27 protein-coding genes are annotated in these 20,733 nt (G+C 45.8%); 3 read left to right on the forward strand and 24 right to left on the reverse strand.

Going from position 1 to position 20,733, the window contains the following annotated elements:
- Positions 1-85 precede the first annotated feature (85 nt).
- The 3 genes from NSS82_RS31565 to NSS82_RS31575 are packed head-to-tail and all read left to right on the forward strand — an operon-like array spanning position 86 to position 4,157.
- Positions 86-1,165 (forward strand): ABC transporter substrate-binding protein, encoded by a 1,080-nt coding sequence (locus NSS82_RS31565; RefSeq protein ID WP_076273183.1) that lies wholly within the window; start codon positions 86-88, stop codon positions 1,163-1,165.
- A gap of 5 nt (positions 1,166-1,170) precedes the next feature.
- On the forward strand, positions 1,171-2,850 hold the full coding sequence (locus NSS82_RS31570) for an ABC transporter permease (RefSeq protein WP_076273169.1): 1,680 nt from the start codon (positions 1,171-1,173) through the stop codon (positions 2,848-2,850).
- Positions 2,847-4,157 (forward strand): MBL fold metallo-hydrolase, encoded by a 1,311-nt coding sequence (locus NSS82_RS31575; RefSeq protein WP_076105558.1) that lies wholly within the window; start codon positions 2,847-2,849, stop codon positions 4,155-4,157. Before NSS82_RS31570 ends, NSS82_RS31575 begins: the two co-directional genes overlap by 4 nt.
- Before the next feature lie 103 nt (positions 4,158-4,260).
- Here the strand turns inward: NSS82_RS31575 and NSS82_RS31580 are convergent, their stop codons facing one another.
- The 24 genes from NSS82_RS31580 to NSS82_RS31695 form a co-directional block, all read right to left on the reverse strand.
- Positions 4,261-4,542 (reverse strand): holin, encoded by a 282-nt coding sequence (locus tag NSS82_RS31580; protein WP_076099882.1) that lies wholly within the window; start codon positions 4,540-4,542, stop codon positions 4,261-4,263.
- 12 nt (positions 4,543-4,554) lie between these two features.
- Entirely contained in the window at positions 4,555-5,247 is a 693-nt protein-coding gene (locus tag NSS82_RS31585; RefSeq protein WP_036681277.1) for a M15 family metallopeptidase, read from the reverse strand.
- Entirely contained in the window at positions 5,219-5,608 is a 390-nt protein-coding gene (locus NSS82_RS31590) for a hypothetical protein (protein WP_036681275.1), read from the reverse strand. The genes NSS82_RS31585 and NSS82_RS31590 overlap by 29 nt, the downstream gene beginning before the upstream one ends.
- A complete protein-coding gene (locus tag NSS82_RS31595) occupies positions 5,601-5,801 on the reverse strand; it encodes a hypothetical protein (RefSeq protein WP_036681274.1) in 201 nt (66 codons plus the stop codon). The genes NSS82_RS31590 and NSS82_RS31595 overlap by 8 nt, the downstream gene beginning before the upstream one ends.
- Positions 5,802-5,803: 2 nt before the next feature.
- Positions 5,804-6,085 (reverse strand): hypothetical protein, encoded by a 282-nt coding sequence (locus NSS82_RS31600; RefSeq protein WP_036681272.1) that lies wholly within the window; start codon positions 6,083-6,085, stop codon positions 5,804-5,806.
- Positions 6,086-6,179: 94 nt separating this feature from the next.
- A complete protein-coding gene (locus NSS82_RS31605) occupies positions 6,180-6,398 on the reverse strand; it encodes a hypothetical protein (RefSeq protein ID WP_036681268.1) in 219 nt (72 codons plus the stop codon).
- A 25-nt stretch (positions 6,399-6,423) separates the two neighbouring features.
- Complete coding sequence (locus NSS82_RS31610; protein WP_178944249.1) at positions 6,424-6,858, reverse strand: XkdW family protein; 435 nt, start codon at positions 6,856-6,858, stop codon at positions 6,424-6,426.
- Between the two features lie 29 nt (positions 6,859-6,887).
- Complete coding sequence (locus NSS82_RS31615) at positions 6,888-8,423, reverse strand: hypothetical protein (protein WP_076273167.1); 1,536 nt, start codon at positions 8,421-8,423, stop codon at positions 6,888-6,890.
- Positions 8,424-8,434: 11 nt separating this feature from the next.
- Entirely contained in the window at positions 8,435-9,046 is a 612-nt protein-coding gene (locus NSS82_RS31620) for a putative phage tail protein (RefSeq protein ID WP_036681263.1), read from the reverse strand.
- 3 nt (positions 9,047-9,049) lie between these two features.
- Positions 9,050-9,385: a hyaluronate lyase N-terminal domain-containing protein gene (locus tag NSS82_RS31625; protein ID WP_076099872.1), complete on the reverse strand. Its 336-nt coding sequence runs from the start codon at positions 9,383-9,385 to the stop codon at positions 9,050-9,052.
- Between the two features lie 11 nt (positions 9,386-9,396).
- Positions 9,397-10,419: a DUF2793 domain-containing protein gene (locus NSS82_RS31630; RefSeq protein WP_076273166.1), complete on the reverse strand. Its 1,023-nt coding sequence runs from the start codon at positions 10,417-10,419 to the stop codon at positions 9,397-9,399.
- Between the two features lies 1 nt (position 10,420).
- Complete coding sequence (locus tag NSS82_RS31635; RefSeq protein WP_036681259.1) at positions 10,421-10,834, reverse strand: hypothetical protein; 414 nt, start codon at positions 10,832-10,834, stop codon at positions 10,421-10,423.
- Between the two features lies 1 nt (position 10,835).
- Positions 10,836-11,894: a baseplate J/gp47 family protein gene (locus NSS82_RS31640; RefSeq protein WP_076273165.1), complete on the reverse strand. Its 1,059-nt coding sequence runs from the start codon at positions 11,892-11,894 to the stop codon at positions 10,836-10,838.
- The gene (locus tag NSS82_RS31645; protein WP_076147401.1) at positions 11,887-12,318 is read right to left on the reverse strand and encodes a DUF2634 domain-containing protein; all 432 of its coding nucleotides are present in this window, start codon (positions 12,316-12,318) and stop codon (positions 11,887-11,889) included. Before NSS82_RS31645 ends, NSS82_RS31640 begins: the two co-directional genes overlap by 8 nt.
- Positions 12,315-12,611 carry a DUF2577 domain-containing protein gene (locus NSS82_RS31650; RefSeq protein WP_076147429.1) on the reverse strand — a complete coding sequence of 99 codons (297 nt, stop codon included), beginning with the start codon at positions 12,609-12,611 and terminating at the stop codon, positions 12,315-12,317. Before NSS82_RS31650 ends, NSS82_RS31645 begins: the two co-directional genes overlap by 4 nt.
- 5 nt (positions 12,612-12,616) lie before the next feature.
- On the reverse strand, positions 12,617-13,579 hold the full coding sequence (locus NSS82_RS31655; RefSeq protein ID WP_076273164.1) for an XkdQ/YqbQ family protein: 963 nt from the start codon (positions 13,577-13,579) through the stop codon (positions 12,617-12,619).
- Positions 13,580-13,588: 9 nt separating this feature from the next.
- A complete protein-coding gene (locus NSS82_RS31660) occupies positions 13,589-14,341 on the reverse strand; it encodes a LysM peptidoglycan-binding domain-containing protein (RefSeq protein WP_076147399.1) in 753 nt (250 codons plus the stop codon).
- A gap of 1 nt (position 14,342) precedes the next feature.
- Positions 14,343-16,388: a hypothetical protein gene (locus NSS82_RS31665; protein ID WP_076273163.1), complete on the reverse strand. Its 2,046-nt coding sequence runs from the start codon at positions 16,386-16,388 to the stop codon at positions 14,343-14,345.
- 194 nt (positions 16,389-16,582) lie between these two features.
- Positions 16,583-17,005, reverse strand: a complete 423-nt coding sequence (locus NSS82_RS31670; RefSeq protein WP_076273162.1) for a phage tail assembly chaperone — start codon at positions 17,003-17,005, stop codon at positions 16,583-16,585.
- Between the two features lie 125 nt (positions 17,006-17,130).
- On the reverse strand, positions 17,131-17,601 hold the full coding sequence (locus NSS82_RS31675; RefSeq protein WP_036681245.1) for a phage tail tube protein: 471 nt from the start codon (positions 17,599-17,601) through the stop codon (positions 17,131-17,133).
- A gap of 1 nt (position 17,602) precedes the next feature.
- On the reverse strand, positions 17,603-18,925 hold the full coding sequence (locus NSS82_RS31680; protein WP_076273161.1) for a phage tail sheath family protein: 1,323 nt from the start codon (positions 18,923-18,925) through the stop codon (positions 17,603-17,605).
- On the reverse strand, positions 18,925-19,104 hold the full coding sequence (locus NSS82_RS31685) for a hypothetical protein (RefSeq protein WP_036681241.1): 180 nt from the start codon (positions 19,102-19,104) through the stop codon (positions 18,925-18,927). The genes NSS82_RS31680 and NSS82_RS31685 overlap by 1 nt, the downstream gene beginning before the upstream one ends.
- Positions 19,101-19,514 carry a phage tail terminator family protein gene (locus NSS82_RS31690; protein WP_076273160.1) on the reverse strand — a complete coding sequence of 138 codons (414 nt, stop codon included), beginning with the start codon at positions 19,512-19,514 and terminating at the stop codon, positions 19,101-19,103. Before NSS82_RS31690 ends, NSS82_RS31685 begins: the two co-directional genes overlap by 4 nt.
- Positions 19,515-20,046: 532 nt before the next feature.
- Positions 20,047-20,544 carry an ArpU family phage packaging/lysis transcriptional regulator gene (locus NSS82_RS31695; RefSeq protein WP_076273182.1) on the reverse strand — a complete coding sequence of 166 codons (498 nt, stop codon included), beginning with the start codon at positions 20,542-20,544 and terminating at the stop codon, positions 20,047-20,049.
- Positions 20,545-20,733: the final 189 nt, after the last annotated feature.

Here is a 20,733-nt window from a genome sequence, read left to right on the forward strand (position 1 = left end):
CACTGCATGGAATGGCTCTATATGATGCTGTTCCATGCAGCAAGATGCACACAACAATATTAGGGAGGCAATTACATTGAATCAAATGAAAAAGACAAAAGGGTTAAGTTTACTTCTTCTAACAACTGCACTTGGCATTACTCTAGTGGGCTGCGGCTCCTCGAACACCCCTGCGGCTAACGCAAGCAACAACCAAACCGATACTGCGGCGGCGACGCAAACTGAAGCCCCACAACCAACAGAAAAGACACTAAGCGGCAATCTTGTCGTTTACAGTGCAGGACCTGAAGGTTTAGCCAATAAAATCAAAGACGGCTTTGAAGCCAAAACTGGCGTTAAGGTTGAAATGTTCCAAGGCACTACAGGAAAAATACTTGCCCGCATGGAAGCAGAAAAATCCAATCCGGTCGTTGATGTTGTTGTCCTCGCCTCTCTTCCGTCCATGCAAGGAATGAAAAACGACGGATTATTACTTCCATATAAAGAGGCGGTTAATGCAGATAAGCTCGTTAGCGATTGGTCAGACACAGCAGATGGCAATTATTTTAGCTATAGCGCATCCGCACTGGGGATTGTCTACAATACTAAAAAAGTAAGCACACCCCCGACCTCCTGGGAAGACCTCAGCAAAGCGGAATGGAAGGGTGCAGTCAACATCCCCGATCCTTCACTTTCCGGCTCGGCTCTTGATTTCATGACTGGGTATTTAAGTGCTAAGGGGGACAGTGGCTGGGATCTTTTTAAACAATATAAAAGCAATGAAGTAGCTATGGCAGGCGCCAATCAAGAGGCACTTGATCCGGTGATTACCGGTGCTAAATCCGTCGTTGCTGCTGGCGTAGATTACATGGCTTATAAAGCAAAAGCTGACGGAGAACCTGTGGATATCGTCTACCCTGCTGAAGGAACTGTAATCAGCCCTCGTCCGGCTGCGATCATTAAGACAAGCCCGAATGTAGATAACGCTAAGGCTTTTATCGACTACCTTCTATCCGATGAAGCGCAAGCCCTTGTTGCCAAAGCCTATTTGCTGCCAGGCAGAACTGACGTGAAGGCAGAAAATCGTACCAATCTTGAAGAAATTAAAACATTTGATGTGAATTGGGAATGGATGAACGAGCACGGCGATGAAGTTTCCTCGACCTTCACACAAATTTTTAAATAAGCGTAATGAATACTAACTCTTTGCGCTCATTTAAATGGGTGAGCGGTGGACTGGCTTTATTTATACTAACCGTGCTCGTGCTGCTGCCACTCCTGCTCATTTTCTGGACCAGTGTTTATCCAGAGGGGCATCTCGATATAACCGCACCACTACGAACCATTATGGGGAGCAATGACCTAGTAGAGGTGCTGCTGAATTCTATCGGGCTTGGGGTAAGCGTTATTCTGCTAACTACGTTGTTTGCGCTACCTCTAGCCTGGATTATGGCAAAAACCGACTTAGGGCGCCACAACTGGCTGGATGTCGTGCTGTTAATTCCATTTATGACGCCGCCTTACATTGGTTCTATGGGTTGGATGTTGTTTATGCAGACGGGCGGGTATATGGAGCAGTTTCTGCCCTCCTCCTCCGTGCTTACACCGTATTTCTTTAGTTATGGGGGTATGGTGCTGATCATGAGCCTTCACCTGTTCCCCTTCCTGTATCTGCTGCTGCGCAATGCGCTTTTGCAGATCGGGGGCAATCTGGAGGAAGCAGCCTCGGTTCACGGCGCCCCCTTCTTTTACAGATTTAAAAGAGTGATTATTCCTTTACTGCTCTCTAGCTATGGGCTTGGAGCACTGCTCATCTTCGTCAAAACAATTGCTGAATTCGGTACCCCTGCGACCTTTGGCCGCAGGATCGGCTTTTACGTTCTGACCTCTGAGATCCATAAATATATCTCCAGTTGGCCGATTGATTTCGGTAAGGCTACTTCACTAGCCTCCTTGCTGCTCGGAGTTTGTCTTGTCATGTGGTACATCCAGACTATAATTAGCAGCCGCTACTCTTACCGTCTGATCGGTGGAAAAGGAACTCGTACTAAACGTTATAAGAGTACAGGAATCGTAGGGTTTCTTAGCTGGGGTTATGTTCTTCTATTGCTTCTGGCATCCATCGGCATTCCTTATTTCTCTATCATAACAGCCTCATTATTGAAGCTTCGGGGAGAAGGTGTATCCTGGAGCAATCTAACCTTAAAACATTATGCAGAGCTGTTATCCCCGGGTTCGCAAGGACTAGAGGCCTTATTAAATAGCTTTACATTAGCTATCGTTGCTTCCAGTATCGCTGTTATTCTCGGGACTTGGTTTGCCTTAACGGTAGGAAAAGGGGCTACATTCAAGCAGAAAATTACAGATTTATTCAGCTTGCTTCCAAATACAGTCCCGGGAATTGTAATTGTAGTAGGGCTAATTCTGCTGTGGAATGCCCGCTGGATGCCTATCCCGCTCTATAATACCTACTGGATGGTTGTACTGACTTATGTCGTACTTTTCCTTCCTTATACTGTTCAGTATGTAAAAGCAAGCTATGGGCAGATCGATTCCTCTCTGATGCAAGCGGGACAAGTATTCGGAGGTAGTAAGCTGTATGTGTTCCGCCGTATCCTGCTTCCCCTCATCCTTCCGGGGATGGTGGCTGGCTGGATGATGACCTTCACCATTTCCAACCGGGAACTGGTAGCCTCCTTACTCATTCTTCCACCTTCAATGCAGACATCAGCGACCTATATTTTTGCCCAGTTTGAACAAGGTGCGGTAGCGATGGGGATGGCCATGGCTGTAATTTCAGTAGGTATCACCACCATACTACTATTAGTCTTAGAATATTTAAGCCCAGATAGAAAGCGGAGACAACAATGAGCAGACTAACGATTTGGGGAGGGGCCGGAGAGCATGGCCGTTCCTCCTATCTTTTGCAGGGCAAGGATTCACGAAATGGCATCCTGCTCGATTGTGGCGTAAAAAAAGAAGGCCCCGGTGAATACCCCCTACTTGATACGGATATTATTCCACATTTGCAGGCAGTATTTCTGTCTCATGCTCATGAGGATCATTCCATAGCGCTGCCCTTACTTTATAAACACGGATACAGAGGTAAGGTATGGACTACTAGATCCACCTCATTACAGCTTCCTGATTATTTCGAGGCCTGGGATAAATATGTGGCAGCTCAATCCGCCCCGCTCCCTTATGAGGAAACGGATAAAGAAGCTATTCAATTCAAGTATTTAGAGGAGTATGTCTCCCCTCAAACTTGGCTGACGCTTGCGCCTAACCTTCGAGTTCAATGGGGACGTAGCGGGCATTTAGCAGGTTCGGTTTGGTTGGGCCTAGAATGGGAGGACAAAACTGTATTTTTCTCAGGGGATTATACGGAGGAGTCACAGCTGCTCACGGCAGACACCCCAGCAATTATGGAAGCCGAAGCTAAAAATGTGGCTGATCTGTCCATTATCGATGCTGCTTATGGGGCAGATCCTGATGAGCAGCTTGTAAAATTACAGCAATTAGAGATAGCCATCCACAACACCTTGCAAAAAGAGGGTACAGTCCTCTTTCCTGTGCCTATCCATGGCAGAAGCCAGGAATTGATCGTATGGGCAAATGAATGTTTTCCAGATCATCAATTGATCGTTGAAGAAGCACTCGTCGCTCCTTTACGAGCATTAAGCGACAAGGTGGAATGGCTGAAAGAGGACGCTATTCCGCGCGCAAATGCGCTTTTTAACAGAAAAAACTTGTGTGTTGTATCTAATTCGGACGAACGCGCGAAGGCAATGTTGAATCTTAAGGGAGCTATCGTATTCACCAATGACGGGATGATGCAGTCGGCAAAAGCGCAAGAATACTTTCATCAACTCTCTGTTTCTCCTGACAACCATGTGATTTTTACGGGACATTTAGCGGCAGGAAGCTTTGGACATCGTCTCGTTAAGCAAGCTATGATCGAAGAATCTAGCAGCGTACGCTGTACAGTCTCACTTATCCGCTATAAAGTCCATCAAGGCTTGCCGGACATTCGCAAAATGCTCCAAACGATTCCCAGCCACCGGACAGTGCTCGTCCATGCTCCCAAACCACATATCGACCATGTAGCTTCTATATTAAAAGAAGAAGGTTTCACAGGACTATATTCTTTACAACCCGGCAGCACGCTTTCGTTCTGAATCTTATTTATGTAATATCATGAGAAAAACAGTGGGGCTCTTCCTTAGGTCTTTTTCAGACTTTTTGGAACAGCCCTTTTTATGATTCGTACCTATTATCCGCTTACCCTTTCGTCGTGCCCGGGCGATCCTTAAAAGCTAGTTCAAACAACCCGGTTGCAGATAAGCCTGCAAGACCCCCAGCCCAAAGGCGAAGCACTAAATCAAGTTCGGTAAAAGGATACGCTACTACGCCGATGAACAAACCTATCAATAGTCCGATAATCGGTACTGCATTACGCGGGATGTTGATACTATTTTTGACCAACTGAACCAGTGCCAGTACGAATACTGCTAATATAGAGGCGAACGCCATAACATCATCTAAAATTGTTCCAGTTTCCATCCTTTTCCCTCCTTAGCGGGTACTTGTAATCTCAACCGTTCGAGTCGCAGAATCATAACCTACCTGAGCACCCAGCGCTTCTGCAATAACACGTACAGGGACGTAGGTGATGCCTTTTTCAAGCACTCCATCTGCAACTTTAACCCCGTTAACCTTTACGACAGCAATAACATCACTCTTCAATTCTTCCTCCTCCTTCCGATGGATGACCTTATACGCTGACTCCACCGCAGATGTTGAGGGCTTTGTCCCTGCTCGTAACTGTGTGAGTGTTAACCCAAACGCCATTTGAAAATGGGGGTAATCCTTGAAGCTTGTCCAGTCGCCTCCCCACTCGAAGCCCAGCCCTTTTGCCTCCTTCACAACCTCCTGCCAATCTGCGATCTGGTTGTTATTGCCGTCCCGGCACATATCCCAAGACACACCAGATCCATTCGGCAGCAAAAGAGCAAAATCTACAGCCAATCCAAAATTATGATAGCTATATCCGCCACGTGCATTGGTGACAATCGCTCCGGGCTTGGTGCGGCCTTGGGCATATAGAGCATCCTGCTCGTCAATTGTGCGAAGTCCCTGCGTAATGAGAATGGGGATGTTGAGTTTGTAGCAACGTTCGATTAGAGCAGTAGCAGCGGAACGGACTACGGGGTGTAGGTTGGTTAGACGTTGGGCTGATTTATTTTTCACCTGAGTTATTGTCAGCATGAAGTTCCTCTTTTCTGTCTATCTTTTTCAGATAAATAAATTGGTCGTATTTCCCGGAACGTGTCAGTATCGCTAATATTATAATTCCACCAGTTGTACCGAATTGGGCAATAGCCCAGCTACAATTAAGCCAAGTCAGCCATGTTGCCATGTCCACTCCTAGTAATTCTGCCAAACGGAATAGTAGAACGATAAGCATATTGAATGTATAAGCCAATAAGAAAAAAAGCATAGCCAGCATAAACACGCTGACCACACCTTTTTGGAATCTTTCGTAAAAATATTGCCTGTGGCGATGAATAATGTATAATCCGCAAGCCGTATTAGTGCCATATAGCACCAATAATAAAAATTCAATCATGTGCATCATGATCCCCTCGATCATAAACTAAATATTTGGCGAACCGGTTACGATCAATCTCCTCCTGAATTTCCTGCGAGACATTTTTATAATGACTTATGGTCAGTGTAACGCTGGTAGAGGCTCTACGGAGCTCCATCTCTTTATCAACATGCCGGGGGAGAAGCAGCCGCCGAATCCATTGTGACAGCATTCCTAACTCCCCCTGTCTTCCGTATGGTCAATCTTCAGTTTCTTTAAGACGTCCAGTGTGGGCTGCATAAACTCCGAGCGCTCCTTATCCAAAATCGCTTGCAGACGATCCCGATCCTCCTCTGCCCGATCCAGCATTTCTCGCGGTACAAGGTTCCCTTTGACAATCGCACGCAATAACACCATCAGCACGATCATCAAAATGAAAGCAACAATATAAGCCAGCCCATACTTATCTGCCAGCGGCAGCAGCTTCTCCAATTGCGCAATATCCCCTTCGCCCATTCGTCCGCTCCTTTCTGTAATGATGTTGATGCGTAATAGCCCCCGGCACCACCGAGGGCACAAAAAAACACGCTCCTGTGTGGATGCGTGCTAATTATTTGGCTGATGAAGCTTGCTCAGTCGAATCGTTTTCAGCAAAATGAAATTCTGATCGTTTCTGGATAATCTGATCCTTAACCAAAATCTCATTATCCGGCTGCATGTTATAGGAAGAAATGATATTCTCTATCGGACCCTCCTCACGATCAAAACGAGTGATGCAGGCATTGGCCATCAAGCGGATTTTGGCGGCTGTTATTGAATCCATTGTCATAATTACAACTCACCTCCTTTTGGGTTTATATGCTGAGTAATTCAGCCATAATGACTTCGACATCTTGAAGCCTGTCTTGCAAAGCAGTATTCTCAGCACGGAGTTGCTCGACTTCGCTTAATTCTGGTGGTTTGTTAGCTTCTGCTTCTAGATATGCTTCCCACGCCGCTTCCAGTTCTTCTTCCGTTGGTTGCGGGGCGTCTAGGTTCCAAGCTGCGATGTATGGGCCGCGTTCCTCTATTTCATAATCTACGCCCTCTTCTAACTCTGCGAGGTGTGCTGGACGAAGTATATAATGTACGCCTTCTATCCAATCTACCTCTTCCGTAGTCTCACCAGGCGTCTGTACATGCTTCGTAAGCAAAGGTTCTTTAAGATACTTTACTATTGGGCCGTCGTCTCTCAAAGTGAAATCGACTCCCAACTGACTATCTGGAAATAGGAATAGCAAGTTCTTCATTAAATCCATATTTTAGTCACCTCCATTAGTTATGCCACTCTCGCAAGAGTGGCATATGTGTACTGAGAAGCCCATGAAACATTTGAATTGTGAAGGGCAACGGCATAGATATGAACACGGTCTCCTGGATTTAAAACCAAAGTAGTATTACCATTAAGGGTACAGCCTATAAGTGCAGTTGTGATAGCTCCCTCGCTCAATGTGCAGTTTAGAACTCCGTTTATATAGATCTTAATTGCAACACCGCTTGTAACACTCGTCGTAATCCCAAATCCAACCCGAACAGATAATTCATAAATCCCTCTCTCGGGCGCATAGAAACCGCCTTGTGAAGGTTCAGCTACTCCCTTCTGACTCATGTGCACACCGTTAAAAAAAAGTTTTTTATCTACACCGGCAGTTAAAGGTACGTCGCCACCGGCATCCATATACATTGCTGCAAAGGGGCGTGTATCAATCGTGTTATCTCCCCATGGGTTAAGTACACCCCTAGTTATGATACCTGCGTCAATCTGTTCATTTATTGTGCCCGCGGGCTGACCGTCTTTTTTTGTTATTGTGCCACCGTCGTATGCTGAAAGTCCAATAGTATTTGAGGTCCCAAAACTATTTCTGGATATTACCGTTGATCCTTGGTTACTGACGATGCCTGCATTACGATTAGAAGCTTCACAGCCGTAAAGTCGCAAACCAGAATGGTTACTAGCCTCGAATCCTCCAACGGAGTTTGCCTTGCCATCTGCTAATATACGGCAATATAGCATCTGAATAAATATCGAGTTATTAATAAAAAATCCGACTCTCGTTGTAGAAGTTGCTGTGAATCCAGTTACAACTACTTGATTACTAACACCGTAAAAGGTCATACTTTTAACCTTGAAGTTTGCGGCCGTCTCGTAGCTTGTTCCTCCGTTAAGCCATACTTCCGTGCCACCACTCACATCTGCAAAAGAGATATCTTCGGCGTACGTACCGGCAGCGACATTGATAGTAGCGCTATGAAGAACATGTTTAGGAATACTGTTAATCGCCTTTTGTATAGTCCTAAACGCCCCACCCGCCGTATTCACCAATCCCGTATTATTATCATTCCCGTCCGTCCGTACGTAGTACGTAATATCCGCTGTCGTCTGCTGAGGCGTAGTAACCAACGGCGCCTTACCATTCAACTGCCCCTGAATCCCACTAGAAACCCCATCCAAGTACCCAAACTCCGCGTTTGAGACCACTCCCGTTCCAATCTTCGAAGCATCAATTCCGGCTGAAGCATTAACATCGGCGTTTACAATCACCCCAGCCGCAATAGCCGTAACTCCATCACCAGTACTAGTGACATCCCCCGTGTGATTAGGATGCACATAATTATTCGCTCCCGTAGCAATACCCGCCAGCTTCGTTTTCTCGGCGGCGGTGTAATCGTTCGTGGACAGCTGTTTACCTGTTACTTTATCGACCTTGCCATTAACGGCATTGTCCAAAATATCCATATTCCCGTTCAGATCGGCAATATCAACGATATCTGTTCCCTCTGGCTTCTTTAAGCCCAAATTTCCTGTGGTTTGCATATGTCACTCTCCTATCTATAAGTTCTTAATTCGTTCCATGTTTTACTGTGAGCACTCTCCCAAGTCAAAGCCTTAACAGAGTCCCACCAGGTATAGCTGAACACAAATTCATAAGCTAAATGCGCAGGTTTAATCTCTTCGATGATTTGAATCAACCCTGCCATATTCGGAGGAATCCCCAGTGTACTCACAAAATGAATCTCAAAACGGTACTCTTCAGGCACTTCCTTTACTTCAACCACTCCACCTGAAAAAGCTGACGCCGTCCGCTGAATCATTTCCGGTGTGGTCGTTCCATTTCCACGCAGCTTTGCCTTAATCATCTCTCGACGAGTGGCATAAGACTTGGATGGATCGCTGCTGAGTCCAAGTTCGGATTCCCAGCGCCCAAGGCTCACTGTAGCCGTTTCAATAAACGCCTGATCCAGTACATCTATAGTACCTACCTTCAGTCCACCAATTTCTAGCCCGATGGTCTCCTGAAGCTTCTCCATTTCGCGGACATCCTTATAATAATCCGGTAAATACTGCATTAGATCAGGCGCCTCGACTTCACCCGGATGGCTCGAATCTTTATCTGCGGAATATTGCAATTCGCTGTATAAAGAGCTGCCGTAACTCATCCTCTACACCCCCTTCAGTTGATTCCAGGTTAGGGGGCCTTTGGGCAAATAATCATGTGTATGCGCCGCCGGAGGAAATACCACTGGTTTACCTGCTACCCCCGCCCAAGCTACACTATCCGCTTGTTGCGCAAAATCCACCTTGCCATTGTTATTCGTATCGTAAATGCTTTTCAGCATATCCCCGGTACTTTGCGCGGCTACCAGCAAGACATTACCAGCGGCAGAACCAATGTACAGCTTGCCACTGTCTGTACAATACCCAAGCTCACCAATAGCCAGCGCTCCAATGGCGCTTTCCAAGCCGCGGCGTATTTGAATCAATGTTTTTAGAGCCATTGTCCCGCCCCCTAAAATGTTCCGCCATCAATACTGGCCACGGTAAGTTTATTGCCATTCGCAGCATCATAAACGATACTGCTTCCATCCACACTTACAGCTACACCAGCTGCATCCACGGTGATTCCTTTTCCAGCGGTAACCGCAATCGCGTCTGCAGTGACCGTGATCCCATTACCCGCACCAATGTTCAGCGTCACAGCATCGGCTTGACCCCCACCAATCAGCCCGTTCCCGGCTGTAATGGTCTGTAGTGCACCACCGGTACGTACCCATGCGCTGCCGTTCCAGCTGTAAATTTTCTGCTCATCATCGACGTAAGCGGTCCAACCTACGGCAGGAACATAAAATACCCAAGCGGCAGATTGGTATTCAACAATTTGATTCGTTTTGCCCGCCCATGCCCCGGTTGCCCCTGCTGGAATAATATATCGATCCCCCTCAACCGGACTGGCAGGTGGAGCCAGCAGGTTCTGGTCTTTTACCGATGCTTGCGGTTCGATGTTATGCTTAGCCAGTTCAATTTCATTTTTAATCTTTTGCGCAGACCACAAGTCTGTAATCGTAGTCCCCGCATCATTGATCGTCCGGTGCTTGGCCACATCATCAATGTGAGTCTTGATCTCAGCGGCAGTCTTTACGTTTGTGCCATCCGATACTTTATTGATATGTCCCGCACTAATATCCGCTTTAAGCACCTTCGCATAGGTTGTTCCATCAGCGATATCATCAATTGTACCTGTCAGATCGGTAACCTTCTGCGCATTCACCCGCCGCCAAGCTGCCCCATCATCAAAATATAAATATCCGCTATTCGAACCCGTAGTCACGTAATACAAACGACCAACGGATCCTGCAACCGGACGCGAAGCTTCTGGCCCTGACAGCGCCCTGCCGACCATGGAATTGGACGTGCCGTCACCAATATAAACTTCCTTAGTATCACTGCAAAAACCAAGCTCACCTGCCTTCAACACGCCATAACTCGTTAGCTCAGCCTTTGTACCCCGCTTTATTTGTATGGTCTGTGCCATTTTACACCTCTCTTCTAAATGATCCTCCGTCAATCTGGCCTTTGTTCTTATAACGCTCTATTTCAGTTTGGACAGCGGTAAGACTCACCTGCAAACCGTTAATATCCTCTGCTTCAACCGTATCGCCGGGGGTTTCGTAAGTCACATATACCTCAGGCACATCGGCAAAAATCTTAATCAACCGCCGCCAGGGCGCCTCATCCGGAAAAGACACAGTGAAATTGCGTAGCTCGATCCCGGAATACTGTGACCCTGTGTACACCGCAATGGTCTGATTATTAATATTGTCATGCGCTAGAAGACCACTGTAAACGCCATTTACAAGCGGTAATCTCTCTTCGATAACATAGCTGCTACCGTTTGCTTTTTTATTAAGTTTTTCTTGAAAAATATCAATTTGCTCTGGATAACCCATGCTACACCTCCAGTAGAACGTTACCGAACAACGGTACTTCTTCTTCGTTCAACATCACATTGCCCGCTCCACTGTTCAACTTCAGCTCTGTGTAATCCGCGACTCCTTCAGTAGCAAGCAATAATGCCCCGATGACAGACTGACTGATATAGGTTGCTGAAAAAGCCTTCTCCTTGCGATATTGCTCAAGCATCACCTGAAAGCCTTGGTTTACAGCTTGCAGTGCATAGCCAGAAGCAAGGGTTACCTTGGCGCTTATACTGATGTTTTTGCCCGCAGCCGGCGCCACGGTCACCACAGCCCCTACCGGTGCTTGTCCCTCACCCGCTCCTGAGACCGGATCAATGTATTGCTGCACCTGAGCCGCCAACAGCTCGGATGCAGGTTTTTTTTCGGCGTCCACAATAATCACCTTCACAGTTTTAGGACCTTTCCATAATGGAAAAACACGTGCGCCTCCCACACCCGGAACTTGCAGTGCCCACTCCATATAGTGATATTTATTTCCGCTAGTAGCTGGGCGTCTGGCTGAATCCAAATAACGCTGGCGTAGCGCATCATCCGTTTCAATGTCCTCCCCAGGGATCAGAAGAGAAGCTATTTCTCCGCGCGCTAGGTCTGAAATATAATCCACTGGCAGTAAAGAGCCAAAATATCGATTTCCTTCTTCTCCAGCGGTTTCACTTTCCAAGCGATACACTCCAGGAGATAACTTCTCCACAGCCGTATAATTCAGCATTTCGAGTGAGAAGCGGCTGCCGAGTGGAACATCCAACAATCCTCCATCCGCCTTATAAAAAATCCCTTTCAGCTGTGCCTTGCTGGCTTCACGCCTTACAATGCCTGACCAGGAGATGCTTCGCTCCAAGTACTCTCCGGTAGCCGTATCTGCAAAATACAGATTATTATTCACATCCAGCTCAATATACATCTGTGCCAACTCAGCGGCTGCTGGAGCCAACGCGTCATAAATGATGCTGCCCTCGCGTTTATCCAATCCTGATGGAATCCGGTCCAGCATCCGCTCCAAAAGAGCCTCATACGTCTGATCCTCATACATCCTCATTCCACTCCTTTCTCAGCTGAAAATTTCCGTAACGTGTGACGACCTTGCAGTCAAAAGTTAGATTATCTCCGGTAAACGAAACAACAATATTCTCTAAGCTAAGGATTCGTTCATCCTGAAGTAGTGCCTCACTAACGATACGTCTGATTTCAGCTCTAACCAGCAGCCGATCCTTGCCAAGCACCAACCGCCACTCTGTTCCGTAATCCGAACTGTAAATCAGATGTTCAAACCGATCGGTTCGCAATATTTTAGCCACCGCCTGTTGAACAGCTTCTAGTCCATCCGTTTGGCCTGTAATCCTTTTTCTCTCCCAATCCATTCGGTACGTAAGACTAGGACTTTCCCCACGCTCAAGGTTGACCTCCCCCTCAAGCAGGGCCGTTATCGGTCCAGCTTTTCCAATCGCCGGGATCATATCGGACTCACCAGCCGATCCAGGACAATGTAGCTTTGTCCGCCCTGCATTCGAACCATTAATACGCGGTCCCCACTCGCTAATCCTCGCCGAAGTATTACTTCTTTGCCCTCGATGTAGATCTTGCTTTCCATTACCGATTCAGGCAGCACTAACGCATTCCCCGATAAAACAAACCGCTGATCCACCTGAATCTGCAAAGGAGCTGCCACCGTTACCGTTCCATAAGAAAAAGCCACGGGATTTGTACTTCCCACGGCTCCTAGACTTGCTTTTTTAATAATATCTAACATCATTTCTACACCACCTTAATATCGAGGGACATTGTATGCTCCCCTCCAGAAATCTTATGGCTGCATTGGTCCACCAGAAACAATTGAGTCTCGAATTCATCCAATAGGACATAAATGAAATTGCCTGCTCTTACACGCATATCACCAATCGCCTGTATGGAGAGACTAAGCTTTTCACGATTGTGCATTTTCAGCAGATTGTTTGCCTTCTCCTGAATTTGTGCAGCATTCGCTTTGTCATCAGCCTTTTGATACAAGTGCAGGATACCCCAGCGTTTCACATTGTCCTTGTCACTGACCGGATAGAAATCGCGTTTGCCCGATGCCTCGTTGTCCTTGTACAGAAAAATCGTGTTGTACGTATCGTCATCAATACTTTTTTTGAGCGAATAATCGTACAGATAATGCCCCGCTCCGAGCACCAGGTTAAGCAGCATAGAATCCGGTTTACGCAGCGTCAGCTTCCCAAAATCATCGTAAAAAGCCATCAACCGCCCCTTATACTGAAGCTCACTGCCGATGGCTCCCATAATGATGTCCAACAGCTTTTTGTCATCTTCAATTAAAGAAGGAATCCGGTACTCTGTCTCCTCCAGCACACCTGTCTTTAATCCGTAGTCCGTTGTTATTTTCTTGATCACATCACTAGCCGTAACATCCTGCAAAACATAACTACCATTGCCCAGCAAATAACGAATCTGATCATAGGCAGTCAGCTTAATCTCCTGATCCGAGCCCGTATCAATGCTGAACACAAATCCGTAAAATACATCTACATTATCTTTACTGAACTGAATAATATCACCGTTGCTGATCCCGAACTTGGGGAGCTGATAAATTCCGTTGTCCACAAGCGTTAACTCTAGCGTTGACGGTTTACCTGACCGTGCAGTTTTCCAAGAAATATCTGAGACGATGCCAGAAATATCCCATAGATTCCCTTCCTTATTCTTCACTAGCAGTTCCATAACATCCTCCTACGGCAGCTTGATGACTTTACCGATGGGCAGCTTTTTCAGCTCACTATCCGGAATGCCATTAAGCTTCTGAATGGCTTTGTACTTCGAGCCATCTCCTAGGTTTTTTTGAGCGATGCTCCATAGACTGTCTCCAGCTTTTAAGGTATAGGTAGTAGGCTTTGCCTTTTCATTGGCCCGCTTCTGCTCCGCCTTCACTTCACCTTTAACAACCTTCACAGCTACCGCCTGATAGAATACGTACTTTTTGAGAGATAACGAATATTCAATATCCCCTGACGTACCCGCACTAAGCTTCCAAGTGAAACCTTCGATGCTCATAGCCATATTCACAGCAAAATCAATTTCTAAAGATGCATCCTCACTAATTGAAGATTCCTCTAGCCATTTCTGTGGTTTGTTTAACTTCTTTTTATCCTTTTTCGTATCATCGGGATACCTCACACCGGAGAACACAAACCGAATGGGCCGACGACTCGTCATCCATTTCTTAATAAGCTCCACATATTCAAAAGGTCTCTTCAGCCCGTCCTCCTGCACCAATACGAACGGATACCTTTGTGCCGGAAAAATACTTTCAATCGTGATCTCCGTAAGCTTCGGATAAGCAATCGTATTGATCTCACCCAGATCGATAATGGTATAGCTTTTTCCATCTCCACTCTCCTTGATTTCCAAGGTCTCTGGATTGACTGGCAGCCGGATTGCATCCTCCTGATTATTAAAACCCAAAAAAATCCCGTACTCTTCCACGTTACGTATACACCCCCTGAGCCGTAGAGACAAACTCCTCGTTCAGCTTTTGCCCGATCTTGTTGATAATCGTATCAATGTCTCCGGCATTGTTAATATTTCCGGTCGTCACCTGCACCGTCGGCGTAAGCTCCACAAAATTCTGGATCGCCTGAATCTCGGCCAGCTCGCGGAGCATTTTCAGATCATCACTGGAGATGTCTACGGTGTCGTTGATGGAGCCGAGCTCGTTCACACGGTTGACGGTGTTCAAATTACCAGGTACTCCTGCATTTTGAAAAGAACCTACAGCGGAAGGCGTATTTAACGCAGGAGTCTTCGTCACAGGAACTACTGGAACCTCAGGAATGGTAGGCGATTTCGGAGGTTTCGTTGAATCATCTTGATGAGTAGTATTCCATTGATTGATTGTAGTCTCGTTATTCGTATTCCCCCCTACGTTTAGGCTTTCTTTAAATTTGTTAACATCAAATTCTTGCGTATATTTCGCAGCCGTATCAAAAGTATTTTCAATGCTCATCTCCACGTTCTGTTTAAATTGACTGCTGTCAACCTGTTCAAGATGAAGATTAATCTCTGATTCTATACCTATAAATTTACCAACAGCCCCAATTACTTTATTAATACCACCTAATAAAAAATTGGCAGCATCAATGATACCATTAATAAATCCGGTCCATAGATCAATCACATAACCTACAAAATCTGCAACGATCTGTCCGAGAGCCCTGAACATATTGGCAAGAAAATCTCTTACTGGCTGAAGAGCTGCAACAATTCCTAAAAAAGCCACAATAAGTGCAATAACAAGTCCAATTACAAGCGCAATAGGATTGGCATTTAACACAGCGTTGTAAATCCCTTGCGCTGCGGTAGCGATCCCAGTCGCAATTGCTGACATATTTGTTGCGATTGCTGCTGCACCCATAGCAATTTTATAAGCAATAATCCCAGCAACAATTCCCAAAAGAATGGGTACTACATAAGGCAACGTGCTGCTAAGAACACTCCAAAGGAATAAGGCTCCCTGTACAACTTGTGAAAAACCTTGTGCTATAATAGCCAATCCAATGGCCATCCCATCGATAATAGGCTGAAAGGTACCTTCTGAGAACGCATCATTAAGAATGCTTAACAGCGGAGAAAATGCTGCAAGTGCCCCTTGTCCCATGCCAGCTAAGGAATTGTTATAGTTTCCAAGAAGTGTCTGCCACTGATTTACGGGTGAATCCATCATGGTTTGCAGCGAAGTACTCGTCATACCTGCCGTTGTCATGATATCTCCCAAAGTACTTAAAAAAGCGCCCATGTTCCCCGTACTGGCTACTAGGTCGAGTCCACCAAGCTCCTCTTCATCTACCTGAAGCATCGATGCTAAGTCACTAGAGTCTCCATCAAATGCAGAATTAATAGCTGATGAAGTATCGCCAATATCCTTACCTTCTGGAGACATCATACTAAGCCTTGTGGAATAATCCATTAGCTTATCTAGCTGGTCCGTATTTTGTGTTTTAGGATAAAACGACAAGACACTTTCCATAGACTTGCTGACGTCCTGTCCGGTTTCTAGCGCTCTCTTCTTGAATTTATCAAACATAGCTACACCAACATCAGCATTTCCGGTTTTTGCTTTGAAAAGATCTTCCCACTTTTGCTGCTCAGCAGCTGGCACAAGCACCTTCTCCATGACACCCTTAACTTTTTCCACCATACCCTTAGCCTTTTCAAAGGCCCCCGTAAGCTTTTCCCAGGTTTCTGCTTGCTTTTCAGCTCCTCCAGCCCCTCTATCAGCCGCATCATTCAGTCTCTCCTGAGCCTGAACCGCACCTCCAATAGAAGCTTGAATTCTGGTATAAGCTGCACTGTAATTATTAGTGATGTTGTACACGGGTTTATTGACTATTTTCATACTGATACGGTTTAAGGTTGCTGAAAAGGAATTTGAAATATTTGCCGAGACCTGTGTTGTAATCTGATTGGTTATATCATTGATCCATTGATTGGAAACTTGCTGTATTCCAGCTATATTATTTTGTACACCTGCCATTCTCTCACCCCCTAACTATCTCTTCCTCGCCTTACTCCGTGCCTGATCGCGCTTCTCCTTCTCCACACGAACAGCAATCATCGCATATATTGCGGCGCGTTCGCGGGAAGACAGCTTCATCAACTCATGGGGTAAAATGTGCAGCTCATGGAGGGCGTAATAAGCAAAATTGGCTTCACTATCGCCCTCGTTGATTAGTTTTTTACTTCATCCACCAGCTCGTTCATGTCCGTGCCAAAACCATTTAAGGCCTGCACCCGCTCACCCAACGCCGCGAATTCACCCGGAAGCAGCATTTTACGCAGCAGTGTTTCAGCACCAAGTACGCCATAAGAACGCTGCAATTCAGCATTTTTTAGATCCGGATGCATTACACTTGAGGTCATCAGCTTCGCCATATAATCGTTAGGCTCAATTTCAGAGGTATACACTCCGTTTTTCCCTTTGAGTTTGCGGGTTGCGGCCTTGCGGCATTCCTGATTCTCATCCTCAGTCATACTGCGCAGCTTCCAGGCCACCGCATTTCCTTCCTTATCCTTAAAACGCTGGGATACCACAAACTCCTCGGTCGTGTCACATGCTACATTTTGGGCAAAAAACAAACTTAATTCGCTCATTGTCTTCCTCCTAGAATTATTTATTTAGATACTTCTCCTGCTACTAGTGCCAATAGACAGAGAAGAGACCCGCCGCTCATTCTACGTTCGGGTCTTGCTTGCTCCAATCTATCTAGTTGTCTTAATTAAAGCCCGGAACCTGCCGGAGCACCAAAAGCTTGCACAATCTGCACATCTTCAAAGGTAAAGCTAACTTCTTCTTCCAGAGCGTCTGACTCTGTATCGAGTGAGGCCATGATGACACTATCGAGGTTCACCCCTTTTAGAATAATCCGTTGTGCCCCCACGCTGGACGATGGATCCTCGTTCGTAACCTCAATATCGAAGTACTGATCAACACCCGTATTCATATAATCGAGCATCATCTGGCGGAAACGACTAGTCATATAAAAAATCGTCATCGAACCGCTGCCCGACCATCCAGTCGCTTTATGCTGAACACCCCGGCGGCCCAGTGTTTTCACCTCTGCCTTTGTTTTTTCTACTGTAGCCTCAAGAGTTTTCACATAGAACATCTCTTCGGTTTGCGTACCAATCACAGCATAAGCACGGCCCTCCTGGCCGGAAATCGTATCACTAGCTTTTAAAAATGCCATCTTAAACCACCTTCACTTTCATATATACTTTTTCTACGGAATCTACCGGTTTCACAGCCACATCCAGCACGATACTGTCACTATCTGCACCAGCCACAACTACAACATCTGTCTGCGCGTTAAAGCCCTCAATCGCACCCATATCCTGCAAATCATTCATATAAGTCGCACACTGTGACCAGAAAAGAGCACGGCCATCTTCATTATTCGCGACCTTACCGATATAGTAGTTCTCAAAAATACGCTTCATATCATTCGCAATTCCATCCAGCACGCGCAGCACACGATTTTTGGAGAACGCTTTGCCTTTGTCCGGTGATAATGCGGTAAATGTATTAATATCCTGTTCCACCACAGCCCGTCCGCCACTGTAAGTAAAGATAAGCTCTCCTTTTAGCAACGCAGCTGTAGTCTCAGAATGGCTAAGTCTTACATCAGCATCCACCGAATCATCATAACCCTGATAAGTCAGCGATTCATTAACAGCTGCTGCTGCTGTAGCACCAGCTACCCAAGCAACGGCATTGACGTTATCAATCGTAGTTCCGTCGCTCAGTACTACCCCATTATTCACGCTAATCACACCTTCATGACCTGCAGCCGCATAATCGGATAGTACGGCCTGTACCTTTTTCCCTTCTGTATCCCGAAGCCGTCTCACAAAAGAACTGTAGAGTGCCTTGAGAGCACTATCCTGCGATATTAGACCCACTGTTTGGAATTCTTGCACCTCAAGAGCAGACAGGAAGTCACTATGTGCTCCATTCGTCACGGTTCCGTTAGCCCCCCCTGTAAGCGGCATGCCTGCAATTAGCTTCAAGCCTTCTGCACCATTTTTCTGGAATTGAACATAATCGTTCGCGACCAACTCCTCAGCCGTTCCAACCGTTTGCTTGTTCAGTTCTGTTCCATTAAGCAACGTCTTTACATCAAAAAGAGCAGCATTCTCTATATTTTTCTCAATCACAATCGAAAGATCATTTCCGCGTACACCGCCATATTTAGCTGTTACCTGAAGACCGTTATTTGTGACTGCCGCTTTAACGCCTTCATTCAATCGATAGAGCAGCAAGGTTCCCGCCCGTTTCAGCGCTTCACGCACTGGCAGTAGAGTTGGATGTTCCAAATCAACTCCTAGCAGCTTATTCACATCATCCTGCGGGGTAATCTTCATGATTACTCCCGGTTCTCCCCAAGATAGGGCAAGCGCCAATGCCGTAATCCCGCGTTCTCCCATTTTGCCGATGGCACCTTGATTTGATGCTACATTTACGTATACCCCAGGGCGCACCTTATTTTGCGTTGTCCATGTTCCGCCTGCCATTAGTTCATTACCTCCTTATTTTTGAACAATCCCATAGATTGCTTTGCTTCTTCGAGCGTATAGTTCTTGCCATCCTGCAAAATAACGTTCAATATATCCTTTTCCCTCGGCGTAAAAAGTGAGGAATTCACAATCTGTTCCTTACTGAACCCATTCCCGTTACTCCCTTTAGTACTCATTTCAATCGTTCTCCTCCAATCATTTGTCCCATCTTAATGCTGTCAGGCTTGTCGTTTTGCAAATACAACATATAGTCAACTGTAAACAGCGGCCCATGCCCTTCATTTCCAGCTTCCCACGCTTGCCTAACTACACGAAAAGCTCCACCATCCTGCTCCATTCCTGCCATCGCCTCACTTAGCTTATCTGCCATTCTCTCAGCTTCCAGCAAATTGCCTTGCTCATAACGGATGCCAAAACGGTAGACCGCTAAATACCTGCCCTCCCGCTGCCGATCCAGTGTTGCTGAGATCAGTCCGGGATGAAAATAGGCTGTTTGAGGTTTTTCTCCTTCTACATATACAGGCACATCAGGAAAATACCGTTCAAGTGTACTTGTAATGTGTTCTCGCAATTGTTGTACCGACATCACTCCATTCCTTTCTGATCTGCGATCGTTCGTCGATCCTTGATGGTGTTAACCTTCAACTGCATGAACATTAAGCAGACACCCCCTCAACTAGATTTAAGAAAAAAGGATACTATCCGAGGTTGGATAATATCCCTTCTTCATTAGGCAAATGCGAGAAGAATCTTTCACCGCTAGGTTTGTTCTCATCACCCTTAGGGCGGAACTATTAGCAGAGCATTCATGCTCTTGCGGTGTTCTTTTGCTTCATTTGCCATGTTATAATCATACCCCCATATTTTCCTTGCGGAGAGGGTAAACGGACGAGGTTTTGGCTAGCTTTTGGATGGTATAGAGCGGTTTTTCGGAGGAACATAATTGAAGACAAGCTTAAGAGCCCTCGTCCCTCCTTTTATGGACGGCAAGCATTTGTGCGAGGATTATAAGGATAAAGTACATCCTGAAACTTATACTTTCTTATAATTCAAAAAAAGACCGCATCATCCACTCGGACGATACAGTCTTCTTTACTAATCACACTATTCTATTTCTATTAAGTAATACTCATTTTCTCTTTCTTTACCCTAGGCGCTGTTGTTACTAAAGTTTGCAGAGATAGTAAACCGAGATCCGTTAACGCTAATGCCATCTTGTAAAAAGCCTTCGAGCGTATCTTCACGTAAGTGTCCTTACTTACCGGTGGATCAAACACATGATTGTAAATCGTATAATCGTACATCTCGTCTCTTCTCATATACCTTTCCCGTACCAGCTGCTGTTCTCTCGTATCGAGTCTCTCTACCACAGAGTCTATTGCGGAACAATAAGCTCTCCTTGCGGCGGGGATGTCCACATTATAAGAAGCTATCGCAGCAGTCTGATCAGTTAAAGTGTTAGTAGGACCATGAAATCTTTCTGTGTATGAATAAGTTGTGCTTGCTTCCTTCGCTTCAAATGTAACGGTCTTAAAAATACGGTATTTCTCCAACATGCTCTCTATAGCGACCTGGGTTCGGCGACGGTCCAACTCTGGTAAAGTTGATATGTTCATCATTTATGCACTCCTTTTGGGTTTAACTGAATGAGATTAAATTTGCGGAATTTTCCAGCCCAATGTGATAAAATAAATCTTGTTCGTATTCTGTTCGTATTTTTCTATAATATACCACTTCTTTACCAATCTCGTAAAACCCCGTTTTAGGCTGTTTTTATCGAAAAAGAGCGTATATCCCTCCATTAT

This window comes from Paenibacillus sp. FSL H7-0735 (assembly GCF_038008505.1).
Taxonomy (GTDB): Bacteria; Bacillota; Bacilli; order Paenibacillales; family Paenibacillaceae; genus Paenibacillus_AQ; species Paenibacillus_AQ odorifer.

Coding starts and splice junctions, on each gene's coding strand:
- NSS82_RS31565 (WP_076273183.1), top strand. CDS start 86: ATGAAAAAGACAAAAGGGTTAAGTTTACTTCTTCTAACAACTGCACTT.
- NSS82_RS31590 (WP_036681275.1), bottom strand. CDS start 5,608: ATGATTGAATTTTTATTATTGGTGCTATATGGCACTAATACGGCTTGC.
- NSS82_RS31680 (WP_076273161.1), bottom strand. CDS start 18,925: ATGGCAGGCGGAACATGGACAACGCAAAATAAGGTGCGCCCTGGGGTA.
- NSS82_RS31580 (WP_076099882.1), bottom strand. CDS start 4,542: ATGGAAACTGGAACAATTTTAGATGATGTTATGGCGTTCGCCTCTATA.
- NSS82_RS31675 (WP_036681245.1), bottom strand. CDS start 17,601: ATGGCATTTTTAAAAGCTAGTGATACGATTTCCGGCCAGGAGGGCCGT.
- NSS82_RS31625 (WP_076099872.1), bottom strand. CDS start 9,385: ATGGCTCTAAAAACATTGATTCAAATACGCCGCGGCTTGGAAAGCGCC.
- NSS82_RS31630 (WP_076273166.1), bottom strand. CDS start 10,419: ATGGCACAGACCATACAAATAAAGCGGGGTACAAAGGCTGAGCTAACG.
- NSS82_RS31695 (WP_076273182.1), bottom strand. CDS start 20,544: ATGAACATATCAACTTTACCAGAGTTGGACCGTCGCCGAACCCAGGTC.
- NSS82_RS31655 (WP_076273164.1), bottom strand. CDS start 13,579: ATGGAACTGCTAGTGAAGAATAAGGAAGGGAATCTATGGGATATTTCT.
- NSS82_RS31620 (WP_036681263.1), bottom strand. CDS start 9,046: ATGAGTTACGGCAGCTCTTTATACAGCGAATTGCAATATTCCGCAGAT.
- NSS82_RS31650 (WP_076147429.1), bottom strand. CDS start 12,611: ATGTTAGATATTATTAAAAAAGCAAGTCTAGGAGCCGTGGGAAGTACA.
- NSS82_RS31670 (WP_076273162.1), bottom strand. CDS start 17,005: ATGAGCGAATTAAGTTTGTTTTTTGCCCAAAATGTAGCATGTGACACG.
- NSS82_RS31570 (WP_076273169.1), top strand. CDS start 1,171: ATGAATACTAACTCTTTGCGCTCATTTAAATGGGTGAGCGGTGGACTG.
- NSS82_RS31575 (WP_076105558.1), top strand. CDS start 2,847: ATGAGCAGACTAACGATTTGGGGAGGGGCCGGAGAGCATGGCCGTTCC.
- NSS82_RS31610 (WP_178944249.1), bottom strand. CDS start 6,858: ATGAAGAACTTGCTATTCCTATTTCCAGATAGTCAGTTGGGAGTCGAT.
- NSS82_RS31615 (WP_076273167.1), bottom strand. CDS start 8,423: ATGCAAACCACAGGAAATTTGGGCTTAAAGAAGCCAGAGGGAACAGAT.
- NSS82_RS31605 (WP_036681268.1), bottom strand. CDS start 6,398: ATGACAATGGATTCAATAACAGCCGCCAAAATCCGCTTGATGGCCAAT.
- NSS82_RS31585 (WP_036681277.1), bottom strand. CDS start 5,247: ATGCTGACAATAACTCAGGTGAAAAATAAATCAGCCCAACGTCTAACC.
- NSS82_RS31690 (WP_076273160.1), bottom strand. CDS start 19,514: ATGTCGGTACAACAATTGCGAGAACACATTACAAGTACACTTGAACGG.
- NSS82_RS31645 (WP_076147401.1), bottom strand. CDS start 12,318: ATGATCCCGGCGATTGGAAAAGCTGGACCGATAACGGCCCTGCTTGAG.
- NSS82_RS31665 (WP_076273163.1), bottom strand. CDS start 16,388: ATGGCAGGTGTACAAAATAATATAGCTGGAATACAGCAAGTTTCCAAT.
- NSS82_RS31635 (WP_036681259.1), bottom strand. CDS start 10,834: ATGGGTTATCCAGAGCAAATTGATATTTTTCAAGAAAAACTTAATAAA.
- NSS82_RS31595 (WP_036681274.1), bottom strand. CDS start 5,801: ATGCTGTCACAATGGATTCGGCGGCTGCTTCTCCCCCGGCATGTTGAT.
- NSS82_RS31685 (WP_036681241.1), bottom strand. CDS start 19,104: ATGAGTACTAAAGGGAGTAACGGGAATGGGTTCAGTAAGGAACAGATT.
- NSS82_RS31600 (WP_036681272.1), bottom strand. CDS start 6,085: ATGGGCGAAGGGGATATTGCGCAATTGGAGAAGCTGCTGCCGCTGGCA.
- NSS82_RS31640 (WP_076273165.1), bottom strand. CDS start 11,894: ATGTATGAGGATCAGACGTATGAGGCTCTTTTGGAGCGGATGCTGGAC.